Annotated in this window: 10 protein-coding genes and 1 pseudogene; 5 read left to right on the top strand and 6 right to left on the bottom strand. The window is 41.9% G+C overall.

The features are described 5' to 3' along the window. Positions 1-203 precede the first annotated feature (203 nt). A complete protein-coding gene (gene uriH, locus ACWPW6_RS02830) occupies positions 204-1,151 on the top strand; it encodes a uridine-preferring nucleoside hydrolase UriH (protein WP_249999806.1) in 948 nt (315 codons plus the stop codon). A gap of 50 nt (positions 1,152-1,201) precedes the next feature. On the opposite strand, the gene ACWPW6_RS02825 is transcribed toward uriH, so the two are convergent. Then, a complete protein-coding gene (locus tag ACWPW6_RS02825; RefSeq protein ID WP_154624925.1) occupies positions 1,202-2,185 on the bottom strand; it encodes a glycosyltransferase in 984 nt (327 codons plus the stop codon). Positions 2,186-2,495: 310 nt separating this feature from the next. Between ACWPW6_RS02825 and ACWPW6_RS02820 the strand changes: the two genes are divergently transcribed. After that, positions 2,496-3,422 (top strand): DUF808 domain-containing protein, encoded by a 927-nt coding sequence (locus ACWPW6_RS02820; protein WP_163860656.1) that lies wholly within the window; start codon positions 2,496-2,498, stop codon positions 3,420-3,422. A 105-nt stretch (positions 3,423-3,527) separates the two neighbouring features. Here ACWPW6_RS02820 and narI read toward each other — a convergent pair whose 3' ends face one another. From narI to ACWPW6_RS02795, 5 genes and pseudogenes are all read right to left on the bottom strand, one after another. Continuing rightward, positions 3,528-4,205 carry a respiratory nitrate reductase subunit gamma gene (gene narI / locus ACWPW6_RS02815; protein WP_154624926.1) on the bottom strand — a complete coding sequence of 226 codons (678 nt, stop codon included), beginning with the start codon at positions 4,203-4,205 and terminating at the stop codon, positions 3,528-3,530. After that, on the bottom strand, positions 4,202-4,924 hold the full coding sequence (gene narJ / locus ACWPW6_RS02810; protein ID WP_154624927.1) for a nitrate reductase molybdenum cofactor assembly chaperone: 723 nt from the start codon (positions 4,922-4,924) through the stop codon (positions 4,202-4,204). The genes narI and narJ overlap by 4 nt, the downstream gene beginning before the upstream one ends. After that, positions 4,921-6,462 carry a nitrate reductase subunit beta gene (narH, locus tag ACWPW6_RS02805; RefSeq protein ID WP_257759920.1) on the bottom strand — a complete coding sequence of 514 codons (1,542 nt, stop codon included), beginning with the start codon at positions 6,460-6,462 and terminating at the stop codon, positions 4,921-4,923. Before narH ends, narJ begins: the two co-directional genes overlap by 4 nt. After that, positions 6,462-10,224: pseudogene (locus ACWPW6_RS02800) on the bottom strand (nitrate reductase subunit alpha). The gene narH and the pseudogene ACWPW6_RS02800 overlap by 1 nt, the downstream one beginning before the upstream one ends. A gap of 67 nt (positions 10,225-10,291) precedes the next feature. Next, positions 10,292-11,689: a NarK family nitrate/nitrite MFS transporter gene (locus ACWPW6_RS02795; protein WP_154624930.1), complete on the bottom strand. Its 1,398-nt coding sequence runs from the start codon at positions 11,687-11,689 to the stop codon at positions 10,292-10,294. Between the two features lie 329 nt (positions 11,690-12,018). Here ACWPW6_RS02795 and narX point away from each other — a divergent pair, with 329 nt between their 5' ends. The 3 genes from narX to idi all read left to right on the top strand — a co-directional run bounded on the left by narX (position 12,019) and on the right by idi (position 15,152). Beyond that, positions 12,019-13,773, top strand: a complete 1,755-nt coding sequence (gene narX / locus ACWPW6_RS02790; RefSeq protein WP_249999799.1) for a nitrate/nitrite two-component system sensor histidine kinase NarX — start codon at positions 12,019-12,021, stop codon at positions 13,771-13,773. Positions 13,774-13,795: 22 nt separating this feature from the next. Next, positions 13,796-14,452 (top strand): two-component system response regulator NarL, encoded by a 657-nt coding sequence (gene narL / locus ACWPW6_RS02785; protein WP_154624932.1) that lies wholly within the window; start codon positions 13,796-13,798, stop codon positions 14,450-14,452. Positions 14,453-14,636: 184 nt separating this feature from the next. Next, positions 14,637-15,152 carry an isopentenyl-diphosphate Delta-isomerase gene (gene idi, locus ACWPW6_RS02780; protein WP_154624933.1) on the top strand — a complete coding sequence of 172 codons (516 nt, stop codon included), beginning with the start codon at positions 14,637-14,639 and terminating at the stop codon, positions 15,150-15,152. Positions 15,153-15,297 lie beyond the last annotated feature (145 nt).

Raw genomic sequence — 15,297 nt, 5'->3', positions numbered from 1 at the left:
TCGTCCAAAAGTATTAATAATTTGTTACCAACTATTTATCTCTATCCCTATAATTTCTAGGTGTATCAACAAAATTTCCCGCCTAAATTTTTTATGTTAATCATTTAATTAAAACGACTAACCTATTGAATTACTGCTATTGAGACTATGATTTATTATTTTATCCGCCATTCACTGTAGACTTACCGACTTTAGGAGAGAAAATGACACAAAAGAAAATCATTTTAGATTGTGATCCTGGCCATGATGATGCAATGGCAATCCTATTGGCCCTAGGACACCCTGATATCGATATACTGGCTATCACTACTGTCGTGGGTAATCAAACGTTAGAAAAAGTCACTCGTAACGCCTTAGCAATAACAGAATTCGCGGGGGCTAAACACATTCCTATTGCTGCCGGCTGCCATCGCCCATTAGTACGCAAGATCCAAAATGCTCCCGAAGTTCACGGCACAAGTGGATTGGATGGCACGCATCTTCCTGAATCGACGCTTCCTCTTGATCAACGTCATGCCGTGGATCTGATCATTGAAACATTAAAAGCTCATCCACCGAAAACGATCACTCTAGTGCCTATTGGTGGCCTAACGAACATTGCACTTGCTGTGAGAAAGGCGCCTGAAATCGTTGAACTCGTAAAAGAAGTTGTTTTGATGGGAGGTGGGTATCATACGGGTAACCGTTCTGCGGTTGCTGAATTTAATATCGCTATCGATCCTGAGGCTGCTCACATTGTGTTTAATGAGCGCTGGCCCCTCACTATGGTTGGGCTGGATTTAACACATCAAGCAAGACCAACGGATAAAACCATGGCTGATATTGCCGCACTCAATACGCCAATCAGCCAGTTTGTCGTGGACTCGCTGAACTTCTACACTGCCGGATATCGTCAACGCAGTGGTACCAATCAGCACGCGCCAGTACATGATCTCTGCGCTGTTGCATATGTTATTGATCCCACATTAATTAAAACGCAAAAAGCCCCTGTGAATATTGAACTACAAGGCACATTAACCACCGGCATGACAGTCACTGATTTTCGACACCCACTGCCCAGTGATTGCCATACACAAGTTGCGACACAATTAGATAATGATGGCTTATGGAAATTATTCTTTGAATCCCTAAAACGTTTGTCTCATCAGTAAGTTAGTACATCAACAAGGGGGAGTTTATATCGCTATCCCCCTTTAAATAATTATTTAGCGATGGCTTTTAGTTTGCTGTAGCGACGAATCAACCGCCATTTTAATTTTACCGTCGTTGCATGAGACCAAATCACGTTCCAATAACCTTTTTCAAAGAACATTCGTGTCATATCACGTTGGATTTCAGGTGACTGAATGGAAAGTAATGCTTGAGTGATGCCGAGGCCTTCTTTACCGACTTGCCACAAACAGGAAGGAGCTTGTTTGACTTGTTCTGGGTAGCGCTTGTATATGTCGAGTAACATATCAATGATTTTCAAGTAAGTATTAATTTTGCGAACAGAGCGTTCATCCCCTGTCAGGGAATGGGAAACTGATTGGTTATGAATTAAATACTCATAATACTGTTCGTTGATAAATTGAACGCGCTTCGCCACCAGCAAGAGTTCCGTCGTCCAAGGAATATCCTGATGATGTAGCTTAGGTTCAAACGTGAAATTGTGTTGACGGATTAAATCTAAACGATAGAGATTTAACCATGTAACATGCAAAAACTTGCGTGAACTTAGGCCTATTTCTAGCCATTCTGGGCCACTAATTATGCCAGTAGAAGGAACCTTATTAGGCGGGAAAATGGCCTTTGGTGCGTCTCCATTGGTATAAATATAAGTGCCATTACAGGTGGCTACATCCAAATCGCCGGCGAGCGCGATTTCCAACAGGCGACCGTACATATTCGGGCTAATTTCATCATCAATGTCAGGAAAAGTGATGTATTGCCCTACGGCTTGAGCCATCCCTGTATTACGAGCCACCGAAACGCCTTGGTTCTCTTGTGTGAGTAATTTAAAGCAGGCGAATTTAGCTTGATACTGGCGTATCACCTCTTCACTGTTATCTGTGGAGCCATCATTAACAACGATCAGCTCCCAATGACTTAAGTTTTGCGCGAGCAAGCTATCAAAAAAATGAGGAAGAAATTTTTCACCATTATAAACGGCAACAACAATACTCAAAACCGGCTGAGAAGACATGTAATAACCTTATTAAACCATTCCATTCGAAAGTGCCTCTATGGGTCACTTTCCGTCATTATTTGACTAAAAGTACAATATCCGACATCAATCTAAACCAGATAAGTTAGATGATTAGAGAGAAAATTGATCAGTAGGTTCCATTGTCATAAAAAATTCATAATTAAAAAGACACGACATTCCGTTTGACCATTTTCATGAATTTTCTCCAAATCAGATTTATTTACCTATCCAAAGATGAACTAATTATCGCAATATCAGCCTAATTAACATTAAATGCATCTTAAATTGGATAATTAAGGATCACTCTGTGGCAGGAAGTAGCTTACTTGCTTTACTCGATGACATTGCAGCTGTATTAGATGATGTCTCCGTCATGACAAAAATGGCCGCGAAAAAAACCTCTGGCGTGTTAGGTGACGATCTCGCGTTAAATGCCCAACAAGTGACGGGGGTACGAGCCGAACGAGAAATCCCTGTTGTATGGGCCGTGGCTAAAGGTTCATTTATCAATAAATTGATATTAGTTCCGCTTGCCTTACTGATTAGTGCATTTATTCCTTGGGCAGTCACACCACTCCTTATGATAGGTGGGGCTTATCTGTGCTTTGAAGGCGCAGAGAAACTGATGCATAAGTATCTGCATTCAAACCAAGACAGAAGCGAAAAAAGAGAACAACAAGCCACAATGTCACCCGAAGAGCTTGCCGCATTTGAAAAGAGTAAAATCAAAGGTGCGGTACGCACTGACTTCGTACTGTCTGCTGAGATTATAGCCATCACACTGGGTATTGTTTCCGCCACAACATTTATGAATCAAGTTATTGTTTTATCCATCATTGCGATTGTTATGACGGTAGGCGTGTATGGGCTAGTTGCGGGTATCGTAAAACTTGATGACCTCGGATTCTACTTGCAGAAAAAAAGGGCAAAATTATTAAGTCAGCTAGGTAAAGGCTTGATTTATGCGACGCCTTATTTGATGAAGACCTTATCCATTGTAGGTACCGCAGCGATGTTTATGGTTGGCGGTGGAATTCTGACTCATGGTATTAGCATTATCTATAATTGGATTGAAGAGTTAGCCTTAGCAGCCTCACTCACTCCAACCATAGGTTCAATCATGCAGTTCATCACGCCGCCTGTTGCAAACCTTATTTTCGGCTTGCTCGTGGGTATTGTCCTCGTCTTACTCATCACGTTAATTAAACAAGCTAAAAATCGTTTAACCGCTTAAAAGTAAAAAAACCCTATATCTTTGATATAGGGTCGCTATATTAGCAATATTTGTTGCCTACACAAGAACATGAAAGGGGGCTTTCAGTTATCTATCTGCCTATTTTTAATGGCGATTTCTTACTATTTGGTAACGACGCGAAATATATTCTATCGGCGCGCTCCAAATATGAACCAATCGGCAGAATGGGAACAATAAGAACAGTGTCATCCCTAAAACAAGGTGTAATTTAAAGACAATTCCAACACCGTCAAGGTATTGTGAAGCGCCCCAATGGAAAGTCACCACGGATTGTGCCCAGCCAACTAGCTTCAACATTTCACTCCCGTCCATATGTTGAGCAGAGAATGGAATGGTTAACAGACCCAAACAAACTTGTACAACCAATAAAGTTAAGATCATAATGTCGCCAAAAGACGATGTCGCTCTGACACGAGGGTTAGTTAAGCGACGCTTCAAGAGCATCGCTCCGCCCACGAGTACCATGACGCCACATATCCCACCACCCACCATTGCCATTAACTGTTTAATATGCATTGGTAAGAAGGATTCATACATCCAATGGGGCGTTAACATACCGAAAAAGTGCCCCACAAACACACCAATAATCCCTATATGAAACAGATTCGATGCTAAACGCATATTCTTCTTGTCGAGCATCTGGCTAGAACCCGCTCGCCAACTATATTGTCCATAGTCATAACGTAACCAGCTACCAACAATAAACACAGTACCGGCGATATAGGGATAAATATCGAAGAAGAATTGATTGATAAAATTCATTTTTGAACTCCCGCATTATGGCCTGCATCAAGATTCAAATATTGAGGAACCACTGCATTCGCAAAACGTTGCTGATGAGCCGTCACTTCACTATTACAGCTTTTTTCATTAGCAAAGAATGTCACTTGCTCCTCTTCCCAAACAGCATCGAGTGCCTCTGGTGTATCATCACGTGCTTCCGCTGCTACTTGACCATGTAATTGACTCGTCTCTATCGTGCTATCAGAAAGGGAGAGCAATAAATCAAACAACAGACCAAATCGGCTTTGTCGCTGTTTCAATCTTTCCCCTAATAACGCCAGAATCGGGGCTATATCTTGCAAACCTTCACGTGTTTGCTCTGGTACTAAGATCGTCAGGTATTCTAAATAAATGGGTAAGTAGTCAGGCAACTCACGACTATTTAGCGCTAGACCTTGTTGCTGATACTGCGCCATCAAGTCAACCATGGCTTGGCCTCTATCACGTGACTCGCCATGCACATGTTCAAACAACAGTAAGGATGTGGCTCGCCCCCTATCAAACAATTCACAGTACTGTGCTTGCATATCTAAAAGATCTTCATTGAGATATTCACGAACAAACATCATCAATTGTATAGCCTGCGTAAACGGTAATTCATTTGCCTGTTCTAACGCTTCAATCAGTTCGTCACGATGTTGCCATAACACCTCAGTTGGATAATCAAGTAATCGAGAAATCACTTTTAATGAGATCATAGTGTCTTCTCCTGCGGTGTTTTTGGTGTCACATCTATCGCATCAATTCGGCGGCTGTTGAACAAATTCACTTTATTATCACTACCATGACAACCGTCACCGAAGCTAAAGCCGCATGCTTTTGCTTCAGGGAACGCTTCACGTGCTAACTCACGGTGACTCGATGGGATCACAAAGCGATCTTCATAGTTCGCTATCGCCAAATAACGATACATTTCTTGTGCCTGTGCTTCCGTTAATCCAACTTGTTCTAACGCACTGGTATCACACTGATTTTCGACCGTTTCGGCTCGTTTGTAATGTCGCATCGCCAACATACGTTTAAGCGCCAATAAAACAGGCTCAACATCCCCCGCCGTTAACAAATTGGCAAGGTACTGAACTGGAATACGTAAGCTTTCAACATCTGGCAATACGCCATTGCTCGCTAACATCCCGGCATCTGCAACGGATTGAATGGGTGATAAAGGCGGCACATACCATACCATTGGTAAAGTTCGGTACTCAGGATGTAATGGCAAAGCAAGTTTCCATTCCATAGCCATTTTATACACGGGAGATCTCTGAGCGGCATCGATCACGCTCAAAGGGATCCCTTGCTTTTGCGCTTCTTCAATCACCATCGGATCATGTGGATTAAGGAAAACATCCCGTTGACTTTGATACAAATCCTTTTCTTTTTCTGTACTTGCCGCAGCTTCAATTTTATCCGCATCATAAAGCAGCACGCCTAAATAGCGGATACGTCCAACGCAAGTTTCAGAACACACAGTTGGCATACCTGATTCGATACGTGGATAACAGAAAATACATTTTTCTGACTTACCACTCTTCCAGTTGAAATAGATTTTCTTATATGGACAGCCCGTTAAACACATCCGCCAGCCACGACATTTGTCTTGGTCGATCAAAACAATGCCGTCTTCTGAGCGTTTATAAATAGCCCCACTCGGACAGGTTGCAACACAGGCTGGATTCAAACAGTGTTCACATAAACGAGGCAAATACATCATGAAGGTATTTTCAAATTGCCCGTACATCTCTTTTTGTATATTGTCGAAGTTCTTGTCATGCGCACGTTGACTAAACTCACCACCAAGATCATCTTCCCAGTTTGGCCCCATATTCACATTACTCATACGCTGCCCAGTAATTAATGAGCGCGGACGAGCCGTGGGGATATGTTGACCCTCTTTGGCATTTTTTAGATGGCTATAGTCATAATCGAACGGCTCATAATAATCATCAAGAGCAGGTACATCTGGGTTTGCAAAAATCTTAGAGAGCACCCCGACTCGATTCCCCATTCGAGGAATTAATTTGCCTTTGATATTACGGATCCAGCCACCTTTCCATTTATCCTGATCTTCCCAATTATGGGGGTAACCGATACCTGGCTTAGTTTCAACGTTATTAAACCAGGCATATTCAACACCTTCACGGCTAGTCCACACATTTTTACAGGTCACTGAACAAGTATGGCAGCCAATACATTTGTCGAGATTCAATACCATGCCGACTTGAGAACGAATTTTCATTATGCTTTCTCCTTTCCGCTCAGTGTCTGCTGATAGCCATCTTGCTCACCATCAAGCCAGTCAACCTGCTTCATTTTGCGCACTACCACGAACTCATCACGGTTAGAACCCACAGTACCGTAATAATTAAAGCTATAGGCCAGATGCCCATACCCACCAATCATATGAGTCGGTTTAGGGCAGACACGGGTTACAGAATTATGGATCCCCCCGCGTTGCGCAGTGATTTCTGATCCAGGTAGATTGATCAGTCTCTCTTGAGCGTGGTACATCATGATCATGCCATCAGGAATACGCTGACTGACAACAGCTTTAGCGGTTAACGCACCATTACTGTTGAAAGCTTCAACCCAATCATTGTCTTTAATCCCTAATTGACGAGCATCTTCCTCACTTAGCCACACAATAGGTCCGCCTCGACCCAGCGTTAACATCAACAAATTATCGCTATAAGTTGAATGGATCCCCCATTTTTGGTGCGGTGTTAAAAAGTTCAGCGCTTTTTCTGGGAAACCATTCGGTTTTTTTCCCATTAGAGGTTGAGCTGCACGCGTATCAATCGGTGGACGATAGACCACAAGACTTTCACCAAAGGCTCTCATCCATTCATGGTCTTGATACAATTGCTGACGGCCACTTAAAGTACGCCAAGGGATCATTTCGTGAACGTTGGTATAACACGCATTGTAAGACACATGCTCATCTTCCAAACCAGACCATGTTGGACTAGAAATGATCTTACGTGGCTGTGCGACAATATCGCGGAAACGGATTTTTTCATCTTCTTTATAGCGGGCCAAGTGAGTATGGTCACGTCCAGTCACTTTTCCTAACGCATCCCATGCTTTAACGGCAACCTGACCATTCGTTTCTGGTGCTAAAGTTAGGATCACTTCAGCGGCATCAATTGCCGTGTCGATCTTCGGCCGCCCTTGATTAGCCCCGCTTGGTTGAGTTTTATTCAGTTTTTTCAGGAAATCGACTTCATCTTGTGTATTCCAACTGATCCCTTTACCACCATTACCCAGTTTATCCATTAGAGGGCCTAATGATGTGTAACGTGCATAAATAGATGGATAATCACGTTCGACCATCATAAGATGCGGCGCGGTTTTTCCTGGGATCAACTCACATTGACCTTTTTTCCAGTCACGCACATCAAAAGGTTGTCCCATTTCAGCGGCGCTATCGTGTTGAATAGGCAATGTCACAATATCGGTTTCTTTGCCTAAATGACCAACACACACCTCAGAGAATGCTTTAGCAATCCCTTTATAGATCTCCCAGTCACTCTTAGATTCCCAAGCGGGATCAACTGCTGCGGATAATGGATGAATAAAAGGATGCATATCCGAGGTATTCATATCATCTTTTTCATACCACGTAGCTGTTGGTAACACGACATCCGAGAATAAACAGGTACTAGACATTCTAAAATCTAGCGTGACCACTAAGTCGACTTTCCCTTCCGCTGCTTGATCAACCCATTCAACTTCTTCTGGCTTCACGCCACCTTGCTGCCCTAAATCAAGCCCTTGAATACCATTTTCAGTACCTAATAAATATTTCAATAAATATTCATGCCCTTTACCGGCAGAGCCTAAAAGATTAGAGCGCCAAATAAATAAGTTACGCGGGAAGTTTTGTGGATTATCAGGCTGCTCGGCAGCAAAACGAATGTTCCCTGCTTTAAGCTGCTTCACGGTATAATCCACCGCCGACAATCCCTCTTGTTCAGCTTTTTTCGCGATAGTGATCGGGTTAATACCTAATTGTGGGGCAGAGGGTAACCATCCCATACGCTCCGCACGCACATTCAAATCAATCAGGCTGCCACTAAACGCTTTTTTATCCGCGAGTGGTGATAATAGCTCTTCGGTACTAACCGTTTCATAACGCCATTGGCTAGAGTGATTGTAGAAAAATGAGGTACTATTCATATGGCGAGGTGGGCGCTGCCAATCTAAACCAAAGGCAAGAGGTAACCAACCTGTTTGTGGGCGTAATTTTTCTTGGCCGACATAATGAGACCAACCACCGCCGCTTTGCCCAATACAACCACAAAATACCAACATGTTGATAATCGCTCGATAGGTCATATCCATGTGATACCAGTGATTGATACCCGCTCCAACAATCACCATTGAACGGCCATGGGTTTTTTCGGCTGTTTCTGCAAATTCACGCGCTATACGGATGATATTTTGGCGACTCACACCTGTCACCTTCTCCGCCCAAGCAGGTGAATATGCTTTCATATCATCGTAATCGACTGCACAATTTTCATCACCAAAGCCACGGTCAATACCATAGTTAGCAAGCAGTAAATCATAAACGCTGGTGACCAATACTTCTTTACCATCCGCAAGTTGAATACGTTTGGCAGGCAATTTATGCAGCAGGATGTCTTTCAGTTCAACATGTTGAAAATATTCGTTTTCTAAGCCACCAAAGTACGGAAAACCAACCTCAACTATCTCGTCATAGGTCTCAGAAAGGCTCAGTTGCATTTTAAACTCAGCCCCATCCTTCGCATTACGAGGTTCAAGATTCCATTTGCGACTTTCATCCCAACGAAAGCCCATCGAACCTTGTGGTACGCACAGTTTTCCTGTTGCTTCATCAATCGCGATCGTTTTCCACTCAGCGTTTTTTTCTTCGCCTAAAGACCCCACTAAATCCGCTGCACGCAACATTCTACCGCCAGCATAGCTCCCATCTTCACGCTCATCCAACATCACTAACATTGGCATATCGGTGTAAGTTCGGACATATTCACGGAAGTATTCAGCTTGACGGTCCACATGGAATTCTTTCAGGATGACATGGCCCATCGCCATCGCCATTGCACTGTCAGTACCCTGTTTAGGGTTCAACCAGTGGTCACATAATTTAGCGATCTCAGCATAGTCTGGGGTAACGGCGACAGTTTTTGTGCCCTTATAGCGCACTTCAGCAAAGAAATGGGCGTCTGGTGTCCGTGTTTGAGGTACGTTAGAACCCCATGCAATGATGTAAGAGGAGTTATACCAATCTGCTGACTCTGGAACATCGGTCTGTTCACCCCAAGTCATCGGAGACGCTGGAGGTAAATCACAATACCAGTCATAAAAACTCAGGCAAGCACCACCAATTAACGATAAATACCTCGCCCCTGATGCATAAGAAACCATCGACATCGCTGGTATAGGTGAAAAAACCAATAATACGGTCGGGGCCAAACTCCTTAATCGTGGTTACATTAGCGGCGGCAATCAGTTCATTCACCTCTTGCCAGCTTGAACGAACAAAACCACCACGTCCGCGCGCTTGCTTATAGCTTTTAGCTTTTTGCGGATCATTAATAATAGAAGACCAAGCCGCGACTGGATCCTGATGTTCCGCTTTCGCTTCACGCCATAACTTTAATAGACGTTTGCGCACCATCGGGTATTTCACACGATTAGCACTATACAGATACCATGAGTAACTTGCCCCACGAGGGCACCCTCTTGGCTCATGATCAGGCAAATCAGGTCGTGTACGCGGGTAATCTGTCTGTTGAGTTTCCCATGTTACCAAGCCATTTTTAACATATATCTTCCAACTGCATGACCCTGTACAGTTAACACCATGCGTGGAACGCACGACTTTATCGTGCTGCCAACGGCTACGGTAACCATTTTCCCAATCGCGGTTAACATTCAGCTCTTGTCCATGATCACCTGAAAATGTTTCGCCAAGTTGCTTAAAATAACGAAATCGGTCTAAAAATTTGCTCATTCGGATTGCCTCCAAAGAGACGCCGGCAGGCGCCGTACATTGCTAAAATCGTCTTTATTGATTGTTATTATTTGTGTTTACGTCCATAAACTAACCATGTGATGAACACACAGGAGACATAAAACACGAAGAAAACTTTCATCGCACCGGCAGGTGAACCCGTCAGTGTTAAAGAAGTCCCAAAAGCCTTAGGAATAAAAAAGCCACCAATCGCGCCAATGGCTGAAATAAAACCTAATGCAGCAGCACTTTCTGTCACGGCTTGTTTTTGAGCCTCTTCTTCTGTTGCTCCTAGCGCGTATGCGCGGTCAATGGTTAATTTACGAAATACAACCGCGATCATTTGGAAAGTCGAACCGCTACCCAACCCTGCCGTCAAAAACAGCACCATAAACACCGCATAAAATGCGATAAACGACCCACCTTGGCCTTGTTCAGGCAAGGTGAAAAACAGCAATCCCGAAAAAATCGCCATTATAATAAAGTTGATAATAGTGACTTTTACACCACCGAAACGATCGGACAACATGCCCCCCGCTGGACGAGCAAGCGCACCAAGTAAAGGGCCAAAGAAAGCAAATTGTAAGATGACGACATCAGGGAATTGCGTCTTAGAAAGCATCGCAAAACCGGCTGAAAAACCGATAAAAGAACCAAAGGTTGCGAGATAGAGAAAACTGAGTATCCAGAGATGGCAACGTTTTAATACAGGAAGCTGAGCCTTTAACGATGCGCGGTTCGCGGCTAAGTCGTTCATGCCAAACCAAGCCATGACGGTGAAAAACAGCAGAAAAGGCACCCAGATCCATGCTGCATTTTCTAACCATAATACCGAGCCATCTGCTTGTGGTGTACCTGTTCCCCCCATAAAGGAGAACACGCCGATCCCAACAATAAAAGGAGCCACTAGCTGCATGACACTAACCCCTAAATTACCGAGGCCACCATTAAGTCCAAGAGCGCCACCTTGGCGGGCTTTAGGAAAGAAGAAGCTAATATTTGCCATGCTAGAAGCAAAATTTGCCCCAGCAAAACCACATAGCAGTGAAATAATGACGAAAACGCTATAAGGTGTAGCCGGATTTTGAACCGCAAATCCTAACCAAATACAAGGAATAACAAGAAAAATAGTACTGATTGCAGTCCAACGACGACCACCAAAAATAGGTATTACAAATGAATAAGGCACACGTAAAAGAGCACCGGAAACGGAAGGAAGCGCTGTTAATAAAAATAATTGGTCTGTAGTGAAATTAAAACCGACTTTATTTAGATTAACGGCAACTGCACTAAATAACATCCATACGCAAAAAGCGAGTAATAAACAAGGAATCGAAATCCATAAATTTCGATTGGCAATTCGCTGTCCTGTTTTCTGCCAAAACTGAGTATCTTCAGGATGCCAATCCTGAATAATTGCACCTGACTGTTTTGTCTGTGTATTAACATTTTCTTGTTGAGACATAACTCACCCCAATAAATCGCATTTCTGAGGTCAGTTTGTGTCCATTTAGCATCCATCAGACTGATCTAAATCAAGAGACACTCAAGTTAAATTTTGCACACTATATAAACACCCCCCTAGAGAGGTATTAGAAGTATATTTAGTTAACTCTATCAATATTAAAGATAAAAATAGATTTATATAAATTACTTTTATCCAGATATTTGCGCTATTCTATAGAAAGGAAATTTAGAGTTAACCCTGAAGTGGTATATGTAAATTGACGCAATCTCTGAACAATATAATCATTATGAAAAGTAGATTGCGAGGTTATTTTGAAGGAAGTGAATATGCCGGCATTTCATCGTCGATTTTCGATCATCAACCAAGTTATTGGGCTGATGCTACTTATTGCCGTGCTGGGTATTATTGGCATGACGATTTCAAATCGTATGATTATTAGTGTACAAGGTAATGCGCATGCGATTAATAAATCAGGTTCGCTTCGCATGCAAAGTTACCGCTTACTCTCTTTAATTCCCTTAAATAATCACTCTGAAGAATACCTTAACGCTCTAGAAAATGATTTATCTAGCCCAGAATTAACACAAGTCATCAAATCTGAAGATTTAACCACTCAGTTTTCAGAATTATATGACTTTTGGCTACACACTTTGCGTCCCGCCCTAAATAAAGCGCTCACTCCCAATGATGCTCGATATGAGGTCATTGCCTTTGTTAATATGCTTGATGAGCTTGTTCATAATATCGATGAAAAAACAGAAAGAAAAATTGCTTATGTGGCGATGACACAAATGATCTTTATTGGCTTAGTCTTTTTATTATTAATGGCCACTATTTGGCACTTGAGACGCAAAATTTATTATCCATGGATGAAGCTACTCACAATGGCGAATGCGATTGGACAAAAAGATTTTAGCCAACGCTATCCAAATAACAATAAACAAGATGAATTGAATGCATTAGGGCTGACATTAAACCAAATGTCAGATGAATTAGCACAAAGCTATCATCAACTTGAACAGAGAGTTACCGAAAAAACAGCAGACTTACGTAATAAAAACCAAGTACTGTCTTACCTTTACCAATCAAACCAAATACTTCATTCCGCAGAACCTCTCGACATTCGACTAGGCAGAGTACTCAGTGAACTTAAAGATATCACAATATTAAAAAATTTGAGTTTAAGGCTCTATGAAGATAGCAATGAAACCTATTTTCATGAAATTTGCAGCTCATCAAACAGCGCTCACTCTGAAGATACATTGTCTAATCCAAAAGATAACCTCTATCATCCTAAGACGTTATCATGGGAGCTCTCTGATAATATTCACCGCTATGGTGTCATCGTGGCCGAAATTGAAGCAAATGAGGCGCTTTCTGACGAACAGAATAATTTAGTTCTCATGCTCGTAAAACAAATATCAGGCATGCTAGCGATGGAACATCAAATTGAACAACAGCAGCAGCTATTAATAATGGATGAACGCTCTGCTATTGCAAGAGAATTACATGATTCGATAGCGCAATCACTTTCTTGTCTAAAAATGCAAATTAGCTATCTACAAATGCAGCCAGAGTCGCTACCTGAAAAACATCAACAATTGCTGAGTGAAATGCGAAATGAAATTAATACCGCATACAGCCAGCTTAGAGAATTATTAACGACATTCCGATTAAAGCTCACTGAACCTGGGCTACTCCCATCATTAGAAAATACCATCAATGAATTTAGCCAAAAAATGGGCTTCCCTGTTTTATTAAATTACCACCTGCCAGCGAAGAGTATTTCGCCACACCAATCTATTCATATTATACAGATAATCCGAGAAGCACTGAGTAATATTCTTAAGCACGCTCATGCAAACTGGGCACAAGTCACCCTTCAACAAGATTCGGGAATTGTCACGATTTCAATCGAAGATAATGGTGAAGGAATAGGCCCTACACCCGATAAACAAAACCATTACGGTTTAATTATTATGAGAGAGAGGGCACTTAGCCTTAATGGTAAATGTGACATAATTCCGAGAGCACAAGGTGGAACAATCGTTAAAGTCACATTCTCTTTACCTGTAGCTTAATTATTTTGGAGTAACACAATTCATGGAAAATACAAACACAACAAGCGAAAAATCAACGATTTTACTCATTGATGACCACCCGATGTTAAGAAATGGCGTCAAACAATTAATTAGCCTAGAACCCTCATTATGTGTAGTTGGTGAGGCAGGTGATGGAGCCACAGGAATAAAAATCGCTGAAGAACAAGATCCAGACCTTATTCTTCTCGACTTAAATATGCCAGGCATGAATGGATTTGAAACCCTTGATGAGCTGAGAAAACGCGAATTATCAGGTAGAATTATTCTTTTTACTGTATCTAATTATGGTGAAGACCTCGTAAGTGCCTTAAAACGCGGTGCAGATGGCTACCTGCTAAAAGATATGGAACCCGAAGAGTTAATCGTGGCGCTTAAAGAAGCCGCGAGTGGTAAAATGGTAGTGAGCCCTGCATTAACATCTGTATTAGCGGAATCCCTCAGAGATAATCGTCCACAAACTGAAAATAATCTACTGTCGTTAACCCCCCGAGAAACGAATATACTAGACCTTATTTCACAAGGCCTCTCAAACAAAATGATCGCACGTAAACTCGATATTGCTGAAAGTACTGTCAAAGTTCACGTAAAACATTTACTCAAAAAATTAAATCTCAAATCACGTGTTGAGGCTGCGGTATGGGTACTTCAGCAAAAATAGTGAGTATCAACACACAACAACCAAACACTGCATATTTAATTTCACAGGAATTCCTAGACGCATATAACAACTATGCGACTAGGATTCTATCAATCAATTAAAAGGCTCAAATCTACAAGCCATACGCATTAAACTATAATATGATCATCAGTCCCACAATTTACTCAATATCTAAGACTAACTAATGGAAGAAAATATCATTCTTGTTGATGAGCAAGATACCCCTATAGGCAGTATGCCGAAGTTATTAGCGCATCAACTGGGTAAATTACACCGTGCATTTTCAGTTTTTATTTTCAATGCTAAAGGTGAACTACTCATTCAGCAACGTGCCGCTCATAAATACCATTCAGCAGGACAGTGGGCAAATAGTTGTTGTAGTCACCCTCATCCAAAAGAAGAAACACTGGCAGCAGCGAAACGTCGATTAATGGAAGAACTTGGATTTACCACAGATATTTCTCCGGTTGGACATTTTATTTACCATGCCCAAGTCACTGGTGATTTAATTGAACATGAGTATGACCACCTATTCGTTGGTCAATATGACGGCATTGTTAAACCTAACCCAAATGAAGTTTCTGCGATTCGCTGGATCTTACCTTCTGACTTACAACAAGAGATAAAAACTAACCCAGAGCATTTCACTCCATGGTTTAAATTGATTATCAATCAATATCCATTGCTTAAATTTAATTAATCCATCGCTAGCGTCAGATATACCATTTCAATCAATAATAACTGACAAGTCATCAATTCATAATGAGTCATTCTGCTTTCTCATGAAATTAACATCTCATTCTAGGATGAGTAAGCTGTGGTTTACGCCTTTTCACTACGGCTCA

Source organism: Providencia sp. Marseille-Q8014, from assembly GCF_965112055.1.
Note: the sequence above shows the minus strand (reverse complement) of the source record. Positions and strands in the feature narration are given on the sequence as shown.